This is a genomic window from Bacillus cereus group sp. N14, from assembly GCF_016483555.1.
Taxonomy (GTDB): Bacteria; Bacillota; Bacilli; order Bacillales; family Bacillaceae_G; genus Bacillus_A; species Bacillus_A wiedmannii.
In genome coordinates this window covers 231,710-248,987 of sequence record NZ_JAEHBQ010000001.1, presented here as the reverse complement: position 1 = coordinate 248,987, position 17,278 = coordinate 231,710, and the positions used below count along the sequence as shown (strand labels likewise).

The window sequence follows — 17,278 nt, the reverse complement described above, 5'->3', positions numbered from 1 at the left end:
AAATGAAAAGAAATATGACTAAATTTCATACCAATAAGGGAGCAGGGTATTTTATGATTTTATTCCTCCTGCTCTTTTTGCTATTGTTAGCCCGATTTTTTTACATACAAGCAACAGGAACTGTTCATAATCAAGATTTGGATAAACTTGCTCAGCAAAAACATAGTAAAAAAGGAGTTCTAGAAGCAAATCGCGGGACGATTTATGATCAAAACGGTCATGTACTAGCGCAAGATGCAAACTCTTATAAACTTGTAGCGGAATTAAAAGGTGCGAATCATGTTGAAAATAAAGAGGATACTGCAAAGAAAATTGCGGGAGTACTCGGAAAAGATGAAGAGAAGATTTTAGCCACGTTAAATAAAAAAGATAAAAGTCAAGTCGAATTTGGAACACTAGGTAAAGATTTGACGAAAGAACAGAAGGAACAAATAGAAGCATTGAAATTGCCAGGCATATCTTTTATTACTGAAAATGCAAGAGTGTATCCGAACGGTGATTTTGCATCTTACGTTATAGGTCATGCTAAACCGAATGAAGAGGGGACTTCGGTAGGGCAATTTGGTTTAGAAAAAAGTTTAGATAAATATTTAAGTGCTTCTAACGGCAAAGTAGCTTATACAGGCGATCGTAAAGGAGTGTCTCTTGACGGTGGAAAAGTGAACGTAGAGGCACCTAAAAACGGAGATAACGCGTATTTAACGATAGATCAACGTATTCAAAGTTATTTAGAAGATGCGATGAAAGCTGCAAGTAAGCATTACGACCCAGAAAGTTTAATAGGGATTGTTGCGGATCCAAAAACAGGGAAAATATTAGCGATGTCTAGTAAACCTAGTTATGATCCAAATGATCGTCAAATTAAATATTTCTTCAATGATGCAATTGCAAATGCATTTGAACCTGGATCAACAATGAAAATTTTCACGTTAGCAGCAGCTATTAATGAAGGTGTGTATAAAGGACAAGATTATTATCAGTCTGGTACATATCAAGTCGGGAACCGAAAAATAAAAGATCATAACGGTGGCGCTGGATGGGGATCTATCACATTTGATGAAGGGGTAGAGCGTTCTTCCAACGTAGCGTTTGCAATTTTAGGGGATCAAAAACTTGGCCCCGAACGTTTCCGAAAGTATATTCATAGTTTTGGATTAGATGAAAAAACGAATATTGATTTACCTGGTGAAGGTTCAAATGCAATTGTATTTGATCAACAAATACAGCAAGTAACAACAGCTTTTGGACAAGGTTCTACTGTAACGCCAATTCAGCTTGTGCAAGCTGCAACTGCTATTGCAAATGATGGAAAAATGATGAAGCCTTATACAATTGATAAAATTGTAGATCCAATAACAGCCGAAGTAAAATTAGAACATAAGCCAGAGGAAGTGGGAAAACCTGTTACGAAAGAAACAGCAGCGCAAGTAAGACAGTTATTAGAACGTGTTGTTACATCGCCGAAAGGAACAGGAACTGCTTATAAAGTTGATGGGTATTCAGTTGGTGGTAAAACAGGGACAGCGCAAATTCCGGATGGAAAAGGTGGCTATATGACGGGAAGAGAGAATTATATATTCTCATTCTTAGGGATGGCACCTATGGACGATCCACAACTTGTTGTGTATGTAGCTGTAAAACAGCCGAAATTGAAAGATGATGAGAATGGCGCACAGCCTTTAGCTGATATTTTTAAATATGTAACTAAAAATAGTTTAGAGTATTTAAAGATTAAGCCAAATGAAATAAAAGACCCGAAAAAATATGTGAAAGAACAACAAACTGTCGTTCCGGATGTAACAGGGAAAACGATGGAAGAAGCGAAAAAAGCAATTGATAAAGCAAAACTTCGTCCAATCGTATTAGGTGAAGGGAAAGTGCAGCAGCAAGTGCCAAAAGCAACTGAGCAAACATTAAAAGGTGACCGAGTCTTCTTAGTAGGAGATAAACCTACAATGCCAAATATACAAGGCTGGGCACTGCGTGATGTTATGAATTTAGCGAAAACATTAAAGCTTAACCTAAAACCTACTGGTACCGGATATGTAACTGAACAAAGTGTGGCAGAAGGAACATTGTTACAACCTGGTACAGAGTTAGGTGTAACACTTGTACCGCCACTTGAACCACAACAAGAAGCAGAAAAACAGTAATGGTAAAAGAGAAGAAGTTCTAATTAAATAAGTACAAGCATATATTGGAACAAGCTAGGCGTAAGGGAGGCTTGTTCCAATATGCGTGTATCAAATGTAACAGTTAGAAAAAGACTTATTTTTATACTCATATCAGGTATACTTATTTTCACTATCATCGATATTCGTCTTGGATATGTGCAATTTTTTCTTGGGAATATGTTAACGGATCGTGCGAAAGATTCATGGAGTCGTAATATTACTTTTGAACCTGAACGTGGGAAGATTTTAGACCGGAATGGTGTGGAACTTGCTACGAATAAAAGTGCCCCAACTGTCTTTGTTGTACCGAGGCAAATTGAAAAACCAGCAGAGACTGCAGAGAAGTTAGCTGCAGTATTAGGTGTGGAAAAAGATGAGGTTTATAAGCGGATTACAAAAAAAGAATCGATTGTAAGGTTAGATAAAGGTGGAAGAAAAATATCACATGATAAAGCGAAAGAGGTACGAGGATTAAGTTTGAAAGGTGTTTATATCGCAGAGGACTCTATCCGGTACTATCCATTTGGCAACTTTTTATCACACGTATTAGGGTTTGCAGGTAGTGATAACCAAGGTCTTATGGGACTGGAAAAATATTATGATAAAGAGCTAAATGGTGATGAAGGTCATGTGCGTTTTTTTGCAGATGCAAAAGGCCAAAGGATGCCTAATGTTGGCGATGATTTCAAAAAACCAGAAGCTGGTTTGAATTTAGGTTTAACAATTGATGCACGTATTAATAGAATTATGGAAAGAGAAATGAATATTGCAGAGTCGACATATAATCCAGATGGTATGATTGCGATTGCAATGAATCCGAAAAATGGTGAAATTTTAGGTATGTCGAGTCGGCCGAGTTTTGATCCAGCAGATTTTCAAAGTGTTTCTCCAGAAGTGTATAATAGAAATTTACCAGTATGGAGTACGTATGAGCCTGGTTCAACATTTAAGATCATTACGTTAGCAGCAGCCTTGAATGAAAATTTAGTAGACTTAGAGAAAGATACGTTTTATGATGATGGAGCAGCTGAAGTGGGTGGAGCTAGATTGAAATGCTGGAAAGCGGGAGGCCATGGTAGCCAAACGTTTTTAGAAGTAGTTCAAAACTCATGTAACCCAGGATTTATTGAACTTGGTGATCGTCTTGGTAAAGACCGATTGTTTAAATACATTCGTAATTTCGGCTTTGGACAGAAAACCGGAATTGATTTGCAAGGTGAAGGTAGTGGGATTTTATTTAATTTAGATAAAGTCGGTCCAGTTGAGCAAGCAACTACTTCATTTGGTCAAGGAGTTTCTGTAACACCAATTCAACAAGTAGCAGCAGTAGCAGCGGCTGTAAATGGTGGGACATTGTATCAACCGTATATAGCTAAGGAATTTATTGATCCGAAAAATAATCAAGTTGTAAGTAAAAAGACACCTGTGGAAAAAAGAAAAGTTATTTCCAAGGAAACTTCAGAAAAAGTTCGGTATGCATTAGAGAATGTTGTAGCAAAGGGATCTGGTAAAGGTGCTTTCATTGATGGGTATCGTGTAGGTGGAAAAACAGGTACGGCTCAAAAGGTGAAAGATGGTAAATATTTAGAGAATAATTATATAGTATCTTTTATCGGTTTTGCTCCAGCAGATGATCCGGAAATTGTTGTCTATGTTGCTGTTGATAATCCGAAAGGTGTAACGCAATTTGGTGGAGTAGTAGCAGCTCCAATTGTTGGGAATATTCTTCGGGATGCACTTCCTGTTATGGGAGTGAAACCGAGAAAAGAACAAGTTGAGAGAGAATATAAATGGGGCGATACACCAACTGTGGAAGTTCCGAATTTAATTGGTATGAAAAAGAAAGACTTACAGACACAACTCGTCGATTTGAAGCTTGATATAAGTGGAGACGGAGAGAAAGTAATTAAACAATCCCCAGAAGCAGGAGCTAAAGTGAAAGAAGGCTCAAAAATTAGAATTTACTTCGGGAATTAAAGGTAACCTAGTACGTTTTATGGTACAATTGGTGGAAGTGAGTTCTTTATAGAAGAGTTACTTAATTTGAGGCTGTAAGAGCCCCAATTATAAATAAGTCTATTTATTAGACACAGTAGCACTTACCTCCTATTTTACATATTTAGGAGGTAACGTGTTGCTTATTAAAAAAGAGATAAATACACAATGTAGAGAGGGTTTAGTGAAATGAAGTTGCATACACTTTTATCATGTTTGCATGATTTTCCAGTTGTTCCAAAAGAAAATCCAGAAATCACATCTATAGAAGCTGATTCACGTAAAGTGAAAGAGGGAAGCTTATTTGTATGTATGAAAGGATATACGGTTGATAGCCATGATTTTGCTAAGCAAGCAGCGGCACAAGGAGCGGCTGCTATTGTTGCGGAAAGACCAATTGATGTTGACGTTCCAGTTGTACTTGTGAAAAACACTTTTCGTTCGTTAGCGGTTTTAGCTGATTATTTTTATGGTCAACCAACACACAAGTTACATTTAATCGGAATTACAGGTACAAATGGAAAGACAACAACATCGCATATTATGGATGAGATTATGCGCGCACATGGTCATAAAACGGGGCTAATTGGAACGATTAATATGAAAATCGGTGATGAAACATTTGAGGTGAAAAATACAACACCAGATGCACTAACACTTCAACAGACGTTTTTAAAAATGGTTGAGCACGGTGTAGATAGTACAGTAATGGAAGTTTCGTCACATGCTTTAGATCTTGGTCGTGTACACGGATGTGATTACGATGTAGCAGTGTTTACAAATTTAACACAAGATCATTTAGACTATCATAAAACGATGGAAGAATATAAACATGCAAAAGGGTTGCTATTTGCACAACTTGGCAATAGTTATAACCATGATCGTGAAAAGTACGCGGTACTGAATAACGATGATGCTGTAACTGCGGAATATATGAGAAGTACTGCGGCAACTGTTGTAACGTATGGAATTGATACAACAAGTGATATTATGGCCAAAGATATCGTTATGACGAGTGGTGGAACTACATTTACGCTTGTAACACCGTATGAAAGTGTAAATGTTACGATGAAATTGATTGGGAAATTTAATGTATATAACGTACTAGCGGCAACAGCGGCAGGACTTGTTTCTGGTGTAAGTTTAGAAACGGTTATTGATGTAATAAAGCAACTAGCTGGAGTTCCAGGACGTTTTGAAGTAGTTGATGGTGGACAAAATTATACAGTTATTGTTGATTATGCACATACACCAGATAGCTTAGAGAATGTATTAAAAACAGCAAAACAGTTTGCAAAAGGCGATGTATATTGCATCGTCGGTTGTGGTGGAGATAGAGATCGAACAAAGAGACCAATTATGGCAAATGTTGCAACAAAATATGCAACTCATGCAATTTACACTTCAGATAATCCAAGAAGTGAAGAGCCAGGGGCTATTTTAGATGATATGGTGCAGGGTGCAAATGGGAATAATTATGAAGTAATTATTGATAGAAAAGAAGCGATATACCATGCAATTGCTAACGCGAAAGCTGAAGATATCATCATTATTGCTGGTAAGGGTCATGAAACGTATCAAATTATTGGTAAAGACGTTCATCATTTTGACGATCGTGAAGTCGCTAAAGAAGCAATTACAGAGCGTTTAAACAACGAAGAGTAACAACGTGAGAGGAGGACTACATGTGCTTGAGCAAGGTTTATTAGTAACGGCTGGGGTAGCATTCTTAATTTCTGTTGCCCTTTCGCCATTGTTTATTCCATTTTTAAGGAAATTAAAGTTCGGACAGAGTATTCGTGATGAGGGACCAAAGTCACATCAAAAAAAATCAGGGACACCTACAATGGGTGGTATTGTCATATATGTATCTATGATGGTAACTTCACTTATTATGGCGATTAAGTTTAATCATTTAGGTGCAGAGGTTTCGTTATTATTATTAGTGACATTTGGCTACGGATTAATTGGATTTTTAGATGACTACATAAAGGTAGTTAAGAAGAGAAATCTTGGTTTAACATCAAAACAAAAATTAGTAGGTCAGCTTGTTATTGCTATTGCGTTCTTTTTAATTGGAAAAGGGCAAGCGTTCCACACATACATCATGATTCCGGGAACAGATGTTAAGTTTGAACTAGGTTGGGCGTATTTTGTACTTGTATTATTTATGCTTATTGGTGGATCAAATGCAGTTAACTTAACTGACGGTTTAGATGGTTTATTATCAGGAACAGCTGCTATTGCATTTGGAGCGTTTAGTATTATTGCAGTAGCGCAAGAGCAATTTGGAGTAGCGATATTCTGTATGGCAGTTGTAGGAGCTGTACTTGGATTTTTAGTATTCAATGCAAATCCAGCGAAAGTGTTTATGGGAGATACAGGTTCCTTAGCTTTAGGTGGAGCCATTGCAGCTGTAGCGATTTTATTAAAACAAGAATTACTACTTGTAATCATTGGTGGAGTATTCGTAATGGAAACTTTATCTGTTATTATTCAGGTCATTTCTTTTAAAACAACAGGAAAACGTGTCTTTAAAATGAGTCCATTACACCATCATTATGAATTATGTGGTTGGTCAGAGTGGCGTGTTGTTGTGACATTTTGGTCTGTAGGCTTTTTATTAGCTGTGTTAGGAATTTATATCGGGGTGTGGATGTAATTGAAAACTGTAACTGAATTTCAAAATAAAAATATTCTTGTATTAGGCATTGCAAAAAGTGGTTATGCAGCAGCTACGCTGTTACAAAAATTAGGGGCAAATGTAATTGTAAATGACGGAAAGCCTTTAGCGGATAATGTACTTGCTGCAGAATTACAAGCAAAAGGAATGGACGTTGTATGCGGTGGTCATCCTTTAGAATTGTTAGAGAGAAATATTTCTCTTGTAGTAAAAAATCCAGGAATCCCGTATTCTAATCCAATATTAGTTGCTGCGAAAGAGAAGCAAATTCCAATTGTTACGGAAGTTGAATTAGCATATCGTATTTCAGAAGCGCCATTTGTTGGGATTACGGGGTCTAACGGTAAAACGACGACGACAATGCTTGCATTTGAAATGCTAAAAGAAGGACAAAAGCATCCTGTAATTGCAGGGAACATAGGAACTGTAGCGTGTGAAGTAGCACAGGATGCAAAAGAAAATGAAGTTGTAGTTACAGAACTTTCATCGTTTCAACTGATGGGAGTAGAATTGTTCCAACCTAAAATTGCTGCGTTTTTAAATTTATTTGAGGCCCACTTAGATTATCACGGGACGAAGAAGGAATATGGTTTAGCAAAAGCAAATATTTTTAAAAACCAAACAGAAAATGATTATAGTGTAATAAATGCAGATGATGCAGATGTGATGGCTTTATCTGCTTATAGTAAAGGGCAAAAAGTACTATTCTCGACAACGAAAGAAATTGAAGATGGTGCGTGTATAAAAGAGAATGCTCTTTGTTTTAAAGGTGAAAAAGTTGTTGAAGTAGGCGATATCGTTTTACCTGGTCAACATAATTTAGAAAATATTTTAGCAGCGATGAGTATCGCAAAATTATTAGGTGTTTCTAATGAAGCGATTACGGCGGTGTTAAAACGTTTTACAGGTGTAAAACATCGTTTAGAATATGTAACAACTATTAACAATCGTAAGGTTTATAATGATTCAAAAGCAACGAATATGTTAGCGACTGAGAAAGCATTATCTGCGTTTACACAACCGATTGTGTTATTAGCAGGTGGGCTTGATCGTGGAAATGAATTCGATGATTTAATTCCGTATTTCAAAAATGTAAAAGCAATTGTGACATTTGGACAAACAGCTCCAAAATTAGTAAGAGCTGCAGAAAAAGCGGGATTAGATACAATTGAAAGTGTCGATACTTTAGATGAAGCGGTAGTGAAAGCTTATGCTCATTCTACAGATGGCGATGTAATTCTTCTTTCTCCAGCATGTGCAAGCTGGGATCAATTTAAAACATTTGAAGAAAGAGGAGACATGTTTATACAAGCTGTGCATAAACTTATATAAAGTAAATCAAAACATCAGTAGGCTAATACCTACTGATGTTTTGTTACATAGGGCAAAAGTTTCTGCCTAAAGAGGTGGTGTTTATGGGTAATGAAGAAAACCCCTGATTTTATTCTCATCATCGTTACACTTGCGTTGTTAACAATCGGAATGGTTATGGTGTATAGTGCGAGTGCGGTTTGGGCCTCTTATAAAATGGGGGACTCATTCTTTTTTGCAAAAAGGCAATTGCTATTTGCAAGTATTGGTGTAGTGGCAATGTTTTTAATTATGAAAATTGATTATTGGGTGTGGCGTACGTATTCAAAAGTAATTTTGCTAGTTTGCTTCATTCTTCTTATTCTTGTTCTTGTTCCTGGGGTAGGACTTGTTCGAGGAGGAGCGCGAAGTTGGATTGGAATCGGGGCATTTTCCATTCAACCGTCAGAATTTATGAAGTTTGCGATGATTATTTTTTTAGCAAAATTTTTAGCGGAACGACAAAAATTAATTACCTCTTTTAAACGTGGTTTACTGCCAGCTCTTAGTTTTGTATTTCTTGCTTTTGGGATGATTATGTTACAGCCAGATCTTGGCACAGGAACGGTAATGGTTGGGACATGTATTATTATGATATTTATCTCGGGAGCAAGGGTCTTTCACTTTGCAATGTTTGGTTTGCTTGGTGTAGCAGGATTTGTAGGGCTAATTGCATCAGCACCGTATCGAATGAAACGTATTACATCATATTTAGATCCGTGGTCAGATCCGCTTGGAAGTGGATTTCAAATTATTCAATCGTTACTCGCAATTGGACCTGGTGGATTATTCGGGCTTGGACTTGGACAAAGTAGACAAAAGTTTCTTTATTTACCTGAACCGCAAACAGACTTTATATTTGCAATCTTATCCGAGGAATTAGGTTTTATTGGTGGTTCATTTGTGTTATTATTATTTAGTCTATTATTATGGCGTGGGATTCGTATAGCTTTAGGAGCGCCAGATTTATATGGTACGTTTTTAGCAGTAGGTATTGTGGCGATGATTGCGATTCAAGTAATGATTAATGTTGGTGTTGTAACAGGATTGATGCCTGTAACAGGTATTACTTTGCCGTTTTTAAGTTATGGTGGATCAAGTTTGACATTAATGTTAATGGCAGTAGGTGTATTATTAAATATAAGTCGCCATTCTCGCTACTAAACCCTGTTTTATAAGACAGGGTTTTTCGTATGTGCGCGAAGAAACATGATGTATATAGAAATAAATACGACTGAAATAAGAAAAGAGAAGCGGAGGAGTTAGTAGTGCGTGTATTAGTAAGTGGTGGGGGCACTGGAGGTCATATTTATCCGGCTCTTGCTCTAATAAGAGAAATAAAAAAATTAAATCCGGAAGCAAGGTTTTTATATATTGGTACGGAGAGTGGATTAGAGAGCACAATCGTTCCAAAAGCAGGCATACCGTTTCAATCTATTGTTATAAGTGGATTTAAGCGTAAAATATCGTTAGATAACGTGAAAACGGTGATGCGTTTCCTAAAGGGTGTACAAGATAGTAAACGATATATTCGTCGTTTTAATCCGGATATTGTGATTGGAACGGGTGGATATGTATGTGGACCAGTTGTATATGCTGCAGCAAAATTAGGTATTCCAACCATTGTACATGAACAAAATAGTGTACCTGGTGTAACGAATAAATTTTTAAGCCGCTATGTTGATAAAGTTGCGGTTTGTTTTGAAGCGGCTGCAGAACATTTTCCACAGTCAAAAGTGGTGATGACAGGAAATCCAAGAGCATCAGAAGTAATGGATCAGAATGGAATGAAAGGAAAACGTTCAGTAGGTTTATCTCTTCCTAAAAAATCGGTACTTATTTTTGGTGGAAGTCGTGGGGCTAGACCGATTAACGATGCTTTCGTAGAGGCAATTGAACAGTTTGGAAATAAAAGTTACGAAATATTGTATGTAACAGGTGAAGTTCATTATGACAAAGTGATGGAAGCAGTGAAGCAAAAAGGGAATCCGAATAATGTTATTATTAAACCTTTCATTCATAATATGCCAGAGGTACTTACAGGGGTAGATCTTGTTGTTTCAAGAGCGGGGGCAACAACACTTGCAGAATTAACCGCGTTAGGTAAGCCAAGTGTGTTAATACCTAGTCCTTACGTAACAAATAACCATCAGGAAAAGAATGCACGTTCCGTTGTCGATAAAGGAGCAGCAAAAATGTTGCTTGAAAAAGACTTAACAGCAGAAACGCTTATTCGTGATATTGATGAGATTTTATTAGATGCACAAACATTACAAAATATGAAGCTGGCTGCGGGGCAATTAGGTATTCCAGATGCAGCAAATAAGCTGTATGAAGTAATGAATAAGCTTGTAAAAAAATAACGTTAGGTGAACGCCCTGCATACTACTGTAATAAGGATACTTAGTATGGGGGAGATTGTTTATGGAGCAATTAGTAAATGAGCTTATAGAAGCAAATGTTGGTCGCGTGTTAGTGAATGAAGCGTTAGCGCGTTATACCACTATGAAAATAGGTGGACCAGCTGATATTTTAATTGTGCCAAAGCATGTTGCCAGTATTGAAAAAACGTTGCAGTTAGTAAAAAAATATAAAACAAAGTGGACTGTAATTGGTCGAGGTTCGAACCTTCTTGTATCTGATCTAGGTATAGAAGGTGTCGTTATTCGTTTAGGAGAAGGATTAGACCACTTAGAAGTCGAAAAACATAGAGTAAGAGTTGGTGGTGGGTATCCCCTTATTAAATTATCAACTTTACTTAGTCGTCAAGGGTTATCCGGTCTGGAATTTGCCAGTGGTATTCCAGGAAGTGTTGGTGGTGCAGTGTATATGAATGCTGGAGCACATAAATCGGATATATCAAACATATTATCAAAAGCTCTTATTTTGTTTGAAAACGGAACAATTGATTGGTTAACACATGAAGAAATGGAGTTTTCCTATCGTACTTCTGTATTGCAAACGAAACGTCCTGGTATTGTTTTGGAAGCTGAGTTTCAATTGCAGGTAGGAGAGAGTGAGGGAATCGTAAGCGTCATGCAAAAGAATAAAGACTACCGTCGTGAAACACAGCCGTGGAATCATCCTTGTGCAGGAAGCATATTTCGGAATCCAATCCCATACTTTGCAGGAGACTTAATAGAAAAGGCGGGGCTTCGTGGTTATCAAATAGGCGGAGCTCAAATTTCTGAAATGCATGGGAATTTTATTATTAACACTGGGGGAGCCAGTGCGCAAGATGTCTTATCTTTAATTGCATTAATAAAACAAACAATCAAGGATAAATTTGGCGTAGAAATGCATACAGAAGTAGAAATCATTGGAAGATAACGGTTATTCGTTCCGCTCATTATCATTTATGTTATAATAAGAAGATAAGAACGGCATGAGGAACATGCCGTTTTTTATGTTACGTAGGGGGATCGTACATGAAAAATAGTAAAGTGATTAAACTACAGGATCGTGTACCAAAGTTAAAAAATCAACAGAAGAAAAACAAGAAAAATGTTAATCATCGGTTGATTTTATACATATCAATTTTATTTTTATTAGTGCTCTTTTTAATTTATTTTCGGTCTCCGCTAAGCAATATCAAAAAGATAAGTGTGTTTGGAAATCATTATATGACAGATGAACAAGTGATGAAGGAATCAGGTGTGACGTATGATACAAGTTATTTCCGAGTGACAGCACATAAAGCAGAAGAAAACCTAACGAAACGAAAAGAAATTAAAGCAGTAAATGTAAAAAAACGTTTTCCAAATAAAATTGATGTTCATATTGAAGAATATTTAACGATTGGTTATATAAACAAAGATGGGAAATTACAACCGTTACTAGAGAACGGGAAAACACTTGATGTACTTCCGAACGGAAAACTTCCTGTTGCAGCACCAATTTTTGAACCTTTTAAAGAGGAAAAAATGAAGGAGTTAATTGCTGAGCTTGAAAAATTAACACCAACTATTTTAAGGTCTATTTCTGAAATTCGTTATTCACCGACGAATGCGAATGAAGATCACCTTACTTTATATATGAACGAAGGGTACGAAGTGAGCACTACGATTCAAAATTTCGCAAAGCGTATGGAAGCTTATCCGCTTATCTTAAAAACAATTGAACCGGGTAAAAAGGTATTAATTGATTTAGAAGTAGGGGCATATACGAAAGAATTAGGAGCGGAAGAAAAAAAAGAATAGAACGATAGTTTTTACTACGTCCCTGTAGAAAAAACGAAACGAACGTTCTATTGAATGCATCTGAATTTACAAGAATGGTTCATTTGATGAAAAAGATGTAAAAATTCTTAGATTCATACTAGGATTGGTACAAGTTTCACTTTTCTATGAGTACATCTTAGTGTAGACTTATACTTGGCGGTAATCTTTACACTTGAAATAGAATTATTTCAAGATAAGCAGTTATTCACAGTTTACTGCGATATTCTTAAATGAATGTTAAATAAAAATAAGAAAAATATAGGGTTAAAAAAGGGAAACGTATAAAGACGTTGAATATTTTTCTTATAAATAGTAAAGTTGCGATTGTTGTTCCATATATTGAGTTGTATGGTATAAATAAAGAAGGAGGTGCCAAAGAATGAACAGCAATGAAATATATGTTAGTCTTGACATCGGTACATCCAATGTTAAAGTCATCATTGGTGAAATGGTTAATGACAGCTTAAACATTATTGGTGTTGGAAATGTAAAATCAAATGGTTTAAAGAAGGGATCGATAGTTGATATAGACGAGACTGTTCGATCAATTAAAAAAGCAATTGAACAAGCTGAGCGCATGGTGGGAATCCACATTGAGCAAGTTGTAGTAGGTGTCAATGCAAACCAGGTACAGCTACTTCCTTGTCACGGAGTAGTCGCTGTTTCAAATGAAGATCGTGAAATCGGGAATGAAGATGTCTTACGCGTTCTAGATGCAGCACAAGTTGTGTCAATTGCTCCAGAGCGTGAGTTTATTGATGTGGTACCTCGACAGTTCATCGTAGACGGTCTTGACGAGATTAACGATCCACGCGGGATGATCGGTGTAAGATTAGAAATGGAAGGTACACTTATAACAGGCTCGAGAACTTTACTACATAACCTACTTCGTTGTGTAGAAAAAGCAGGTCTTGAAATAGTTGATATTTGTCTTCAACCTTTAGCGGCTGCAACAGTTGCTATATCTTCAGATGAGAAACATAGAGGAGTAGCCCTTGTTGATATGGGGGGAGGATCTACAACTTTATCTATTTTTAAAGATGGAGAGTTACAAGCGACGAGCGTATTACCGTTAGGTGGAGACCATATAACGAAGGATATTGCGATTGGGTTGAAAACTTCAACAGACAATGCAGATCAAATAAAGTTGAAATATGGACATGCTTTTTATGATACAGCATCTGAAGAAGAGATGTTTACGGTTCCTATTATGGGAAGCGATCAAACAGAACAATATTCTCAGTTGGAATTATCGGATATAATAGAGGCTCGTGTAGAGGAAATTTTAATGTTTGTTCAAGATGAAGTGCGTAAGTTAGGAGTAAAGCAAGTAGCTTCTGGCTATGTACTAACTGGTGGAATTGCTTCTATGCCGGGTGTTCTTGATCTTGCATATGATATTTTACATGAAAATGTTCGTATAGCGACTCCTGATTATATTGGTGTGCGTGAGCCCCAATATACAAGTGGAGTAGGATTAATTAAACATTCTTATCAAAAAGCTAAATTACGTGGGAAAAATGTGCAGGAAAAGCAAGAACATTTTGAACCAGTACCAGCACCAGCACCAACGCCGGTACAACAGCAACCTGCGAAACAAAAAACTCGTAATCAAAACAATAATAATCAAAATGATGAACGTATGATGTCAAAAGTAAAACGTGTATTCCGTTATTTATGGGATTAAAATTGGACACGAAAAATGAGGTTCTAGGGGGATTTCGACATGTTAGAGTTTGATACTACTCAAGATCAATTAGCGAATATAAAAGTTATCGGTGTCGGCGGTGGCGGAAACAATGCTGTAAACCGTATGATTGAACACGGTGTACAAGGTGTAGACTTTATCGCTGTGAATACTGATGCACAAGCATTAAATCTATCAAAAGCTGAAACAAAAATGCAAATTGGTGGAAAATTAACACGTGGACTTGGTGCAGGTGCAAACCCTGAAGTAGGGAAAAAAGCTGCAGAAGAAAGTAAAGAACAGATCCAAGAAGCACTTCGTGGTGCGGATATGGTCTTCGTAACTGCTGGTATGGGCGGCGGAACTGGAACTGGTGCAGCTCCAGTTGTTGCTCAAGTTGCAAAAGAATTAGGTGCATTAACAGTTGGTGTTGTGACACGTCCATTTACATTTGAAGGACGTAAACGTGCAACGCAAGCAGCATCTGGTATTGCGGCATTTAAAGAAAATGTAGATACGCTTATTGTAATTCCAAACGATCGCTTATTAGAGATTGTTGATAAAAATACGCCGATGTTAGAAGCATTCCGTGAAGCAGATAACGTATTACGTCAAGGTGTTCAAGGTATTTCTGATTTAATTGCAACACCAGGTTTAATTAACTTAGACTTCGCAGACGTAAAGACAATTATGTCTAATAGAGGTTCTGCTTTAATGGGTATTGGTTCTGGTAATGGAGAAAATCGTGCTGCTGAAGCTGCGAAAAAAGCGATTTCTAGTCCATTATTAGAAACATCTATTGATGGAGCTCAAGGTGTTATCATGAACATTACGGGTGGAGCTAACTTAAGCTTATATGAAGTACAAGAAGCGGCAGACATTGTAGCTTCAGCTTCAGATCCAGAAGTAAATATGATCTTCGGTTCTGTTATTAATGAAGGATTAAAAGATGATATCGTTGTAACTGTAATTGCAACTGGTTTTGATGATAGTGCTTCGACGCAGCCACCAAAACCAATTATCCGTCCGACTGCGAATCACACGCAACAACAGCAACAGCAAGTAGCTCAACCTTCAAAACAACGTGAAGTTAAGCGTGAAATGAAACGTGAAGAGCCGGTTGTGCATGAGCGTCATACAGATTCAGATGACATCGATATTCCAGCATTCTTACGTAACCGTCGTAGACGATAAAAGAAAAGGAGTTTTTATGCTCCTTTTTTGTTTTATACAGGGAAAAGATCTGCTAAGCAGGTCTTTTTTTATTTTATATATTTCGATTTATCCCGCTATTTGCTGGGCAGCCTGATTCGTGCGGGGTGATTAAAGTTTCACTTAATATATAAGTAAAAAGATATAGTATTCTATGAAACATATACTTTTATTTTTTACCGACAGATTTTGTCTAGAAAGCACAAAATAACAAAAAAACACCTCCGCAAATTGACACACTTTCCTATTGGATATGCATTATACTAGTCTCAACTTAAAAAAAGAGGTGAATTGTTTGGTTGTTTACGCCGACGTTGTTTGGTTGTTAAACGCCTGCATTGATTTTCTTTTACTTTTATTAACAGCAACCGTGTTAAAAAAGAAGATCAAAAGATGGAGGCTTGTGTTAGGGGCATTTATAGGTTCAACCATTGTTATTTTTGCCTTTACTCCTTTTGCTTCTATGATGACACATCCAATTATGAAACTACTGTACTCGTTACTTATTGTGTATACAGCATTTGGGTTTACAACGTTTAGAAACTATGCACAAACTGTTTTTACTTTTTACTTTGTAACCTTTATGGTTGGCGGAGGGTTAATTGGGACTCATTTCTTTTTGCAAACGAATGAAATGGTAAATGGATTGGTTCAATCTCAATCAATTTCTTACGGTGATCCAATTAGCTGGTTGTTTGTTGTTTTTGGTTTTCCAGTAATTTATTATTTTTCTAAAAAGCGTATTGAAAGCGTAGAGGTTACAAAAATACACTATGACCAAATTGTGAAATTGAAAATTCAATTAGCTGAAGAGGAACTAGAACTCGCAGGTTTAATTGATAGTGGGAACCAACTTTACGACCCGTTAACAAAAACACCCGTTATGATTATGCATATTTCATCATTAGAGCATTGCTTGCCAGTTTGGTTAACAGAACAAATTTATTCCAAAACAGAGATTCCTCAAATACCAGAAAATGATTCTGGCTGGGCGACAAAATTACGCTTAATTCCTTTCAGAGCAGTAGGAGTAGAGAATCAATTTTTATGGGCAATTAAGCCAGACAGTGTGCAAATTTATCATGAAGGTAGTTCTATTGTAGTCAGCAAAGTATTGATTGGATTGAATACACAACAGTTGTCAACCAATGGAGAGTATCAATGTATTGTGCATCCGAAAATGTTAATTTCGCAAAAAATGGTAATTGCTTAATAATGGGAGGCGGGATAATATGATGAAATTAAAATTTTATTTAGTATACCTTTGGTATAAAGTATTGTTGAAATTAGGAATTAAGACCGATGAAATTTATTATATCGGTGGAAGTGAAGCGTTGCCACCACCGTTAACGAAAGAAGAAGAGGAAGTTCTTTTGAATAAATTGCCAAAAGGAGATCAGGCAGCAAGATCGTTACTGATTGAACGCAACTTACGCTTAGTTGTATATATAGCAAGAAAGTTTGAAAATACAGGGATAAATATTGAAGATTTGATTAGTATAGGAACAATCGGCCTTATTAAAGCAGTGAATACATTTAATCCGGAAAAGAAAATAAAATTAGCGACATATGCCTCACGTTGTATAGAAAATGAAATTTTAATGCATTTGCGTCGGAATAATAAAAATCGTTCAGAAGTTTCTTTTGACGAACCGCTTAACATTGATTGGGATGGGAATGAACTTTTGTTATCAGATGTATTAGGTACAGATGATGATATTATTACAAAAGATTTAGAAGCTACTGTAGATCGTCATCTTCTAATGAAAGCATTGCATCAATTAAATGATCGTGAAAAACAAATTATGGAACTTCGGTTTGGGCTTGCTGGAGAAGAGGAAAAGACGCAAAAAGATGTGGCGGATATGCTTGGGATTTCACAGTCATACATTTCGCGTTTAGAAAAAAGAATCATAAAAAGATTACGAAAAGAATTTAATAAAATGGTGTAAAGAAT

At 36.6% G+C, this 17,278-nt stretch carries 13 protein-coding genes; all 13 read left to right on the top strand.

What is annotated here, in order from left to right:
• The first annotated feature begins 2 nt into the window (after positions 1 to 2).
• The 13 genes from JDS82_RS01175 (at position 3) to sigE (ending at position 17,273) form a co-directional block, all read left to right on the top strand.
• Positions 3 to 2,153 (top strand): penicillin-binding protein, encoded by a 2,151-nt coding sequence (locus JDS82_RS01175; RefSeq protein ID WP_000828086.1) that lies wholly within the window; start codon positions 3 to 5, stop codon positions 2,151 to 2,153.
• An 81-nt stretch (positions 2,154 to 2,234) separates the two neighbouring features.
• On the top strand, positions 2,235 to 4,151 hold the full coding sequence (locus tag JDS82_RS01170) for a stage V sporulation protein D (protein WP_001266244.1): 1,917 nt from the start codon (positions 2,235 to 2,237) through the stop codon (positions 4,149 to 4,151).
• A 207-nt stretch (positions 4,152 to 4,358) separates the two neighbouring features.
• Positions 4,359 to 5,834, top strand: coding sequence for a UDP-N-acetylmuramoyl-L-alanyl-D-glutamate--2,6-diaminopimelate ligase (gene murE, locus JDS82_RS01165; RefSeq protein WP_048565658.1), 1,476 nt, complete (start codon positions 4,359 to 4,361; stop codon positions 5,832 to 5,834).
• A gap of 22 nt (positions 5,835 to 5,856) precedes the next feature.
• Positions 5,857 to 6,831, top strand: a complete 975-nt coding sequence (gene mraY, locus JDS82_RS01160; RefSeq protein ID WP_000893058.1) for a phospho-N-acetylmuramoyl-pentapeptide-transferase — start codon at positions 5,857 to 5,859, stop codon at positions 6,829 to 6,831.
• The gene (gene murD / locus JDS82_RS01155; protein WP_000860101.1) at positions 6,832 to 8,184 is read left to right on the top strand and encodes a UDP-N-acetylmuramoyl-L-alanine--D-glutamate ligase; all 1,353 of its coding nucleotides are present in this window, start codon (positions 6,832 to 6,834) and stop codon (positions 8,182 to 8,184) included.
• 90 nt (positions 8,185 to 8,274) lie between these two features.
• Positions 8,275 to 9,366 (top strand): stage V sporulation protein E, encoded by a 1,092-nt coding sequence (gene spoVE / locus JDS82_RS01150; protein ID WP_000753517.1) that lies wholly within the window; start codon positions 8,275 to 8,277, stop codon positions 9,364 to 9,366.
• Positions 9,367 to 9,470: 104 nt separating this feature from the next.
• Complete coding sequence (murG, locus tag JDS82_RS01145; RefSeq protein WP_001265424.1) at positions 9,471 to 10,565, top strand: undecaprenyldiphospho-muramoylpentapeptide beta-N-acetylglucosaminyltransferase; 1,095 nt, start codon at positions 9,471 to 9,473, stop codon at positions 10,563 to 10,565.
• A gap of 61 nt (positions 10,566 to 10,626) precedes the next feature.
• Positions 10,627 to 11,532 (top strand): UDP-N-acetylmuramate dehydrogenase, encoded by a 906-nt coding sequence (murB, locus tag JDS82_RS01140; protein WP_199712518.1) that lies wholly within the window; start codon positions 10,627 to 10,629, stop codon positions 11,530 to 11,532.
• A 98-nt stretch (positions 11,533 to 11,630) separates the two neighbouring features.
• A complete protein-coding gene (divIB, locus tag JDS82_RS01135; RefSeq protein WP_000798232.1) occupies positions 11,631 to 12,401 on the top strand; it encodes a cell division protein DivIB in 771 nt (256 codons plus the stop codon).
• Positions 12,402 to 12,801: 400 nt separating this feature from the next.
• Entirely contained in the window at positions 12,802 to 14,109 is a 1,308-nt protein-coding gene (gene ftsA, locus JDS82_RS01130; protein WP_001087543.1) for a cell division protein FtsA, read from the top strand.
• Between the two features lie 39 nt (positions 14,110 to 14,148).
• Complete coding sequence (gene ftsZ / locus JDS82_RS01125) at positions 14,149 to 15,303, top strand: cell division protein FtsZ (protein WP_000888983.1); 1,155 nt, start codon at positions 14,149 to 14,151, stop codon at positions 15,301 to 15,303.
• Between the two features lie 313 nt (positions 15,304 to 15,616).
• Positions 15,617 to 16,534 (top strand): sigma-E processing peptidase SpoIIGA, encoded by a 918-nt coding sequence (gene spoIIGA / locus JDS82_RS01120; RefSeq protein ID WP_199712517.1) that lies wholly within the window; start codon positions 15,617 to 15,619, stop codon positions 16,532 to 16,534.
• Between the two features lie 19 nt (positions 16,535 to 16,553).
• Positions 16,554 to 17,273 (top strand): RNA polymerase sporulation sigma factor SigE, encoded by a 720-nt coding sequence (gene sigE / locus JDS82_RS01115; RefSeq protein ID WP_000976947.1) that lies wholly within the window; start codon positions 16,554 to 16,556, stop codon positions 17,271 to 17,273.
• Positions 17,274 to 17,278 lie beyond the last annotated feature (5 nt).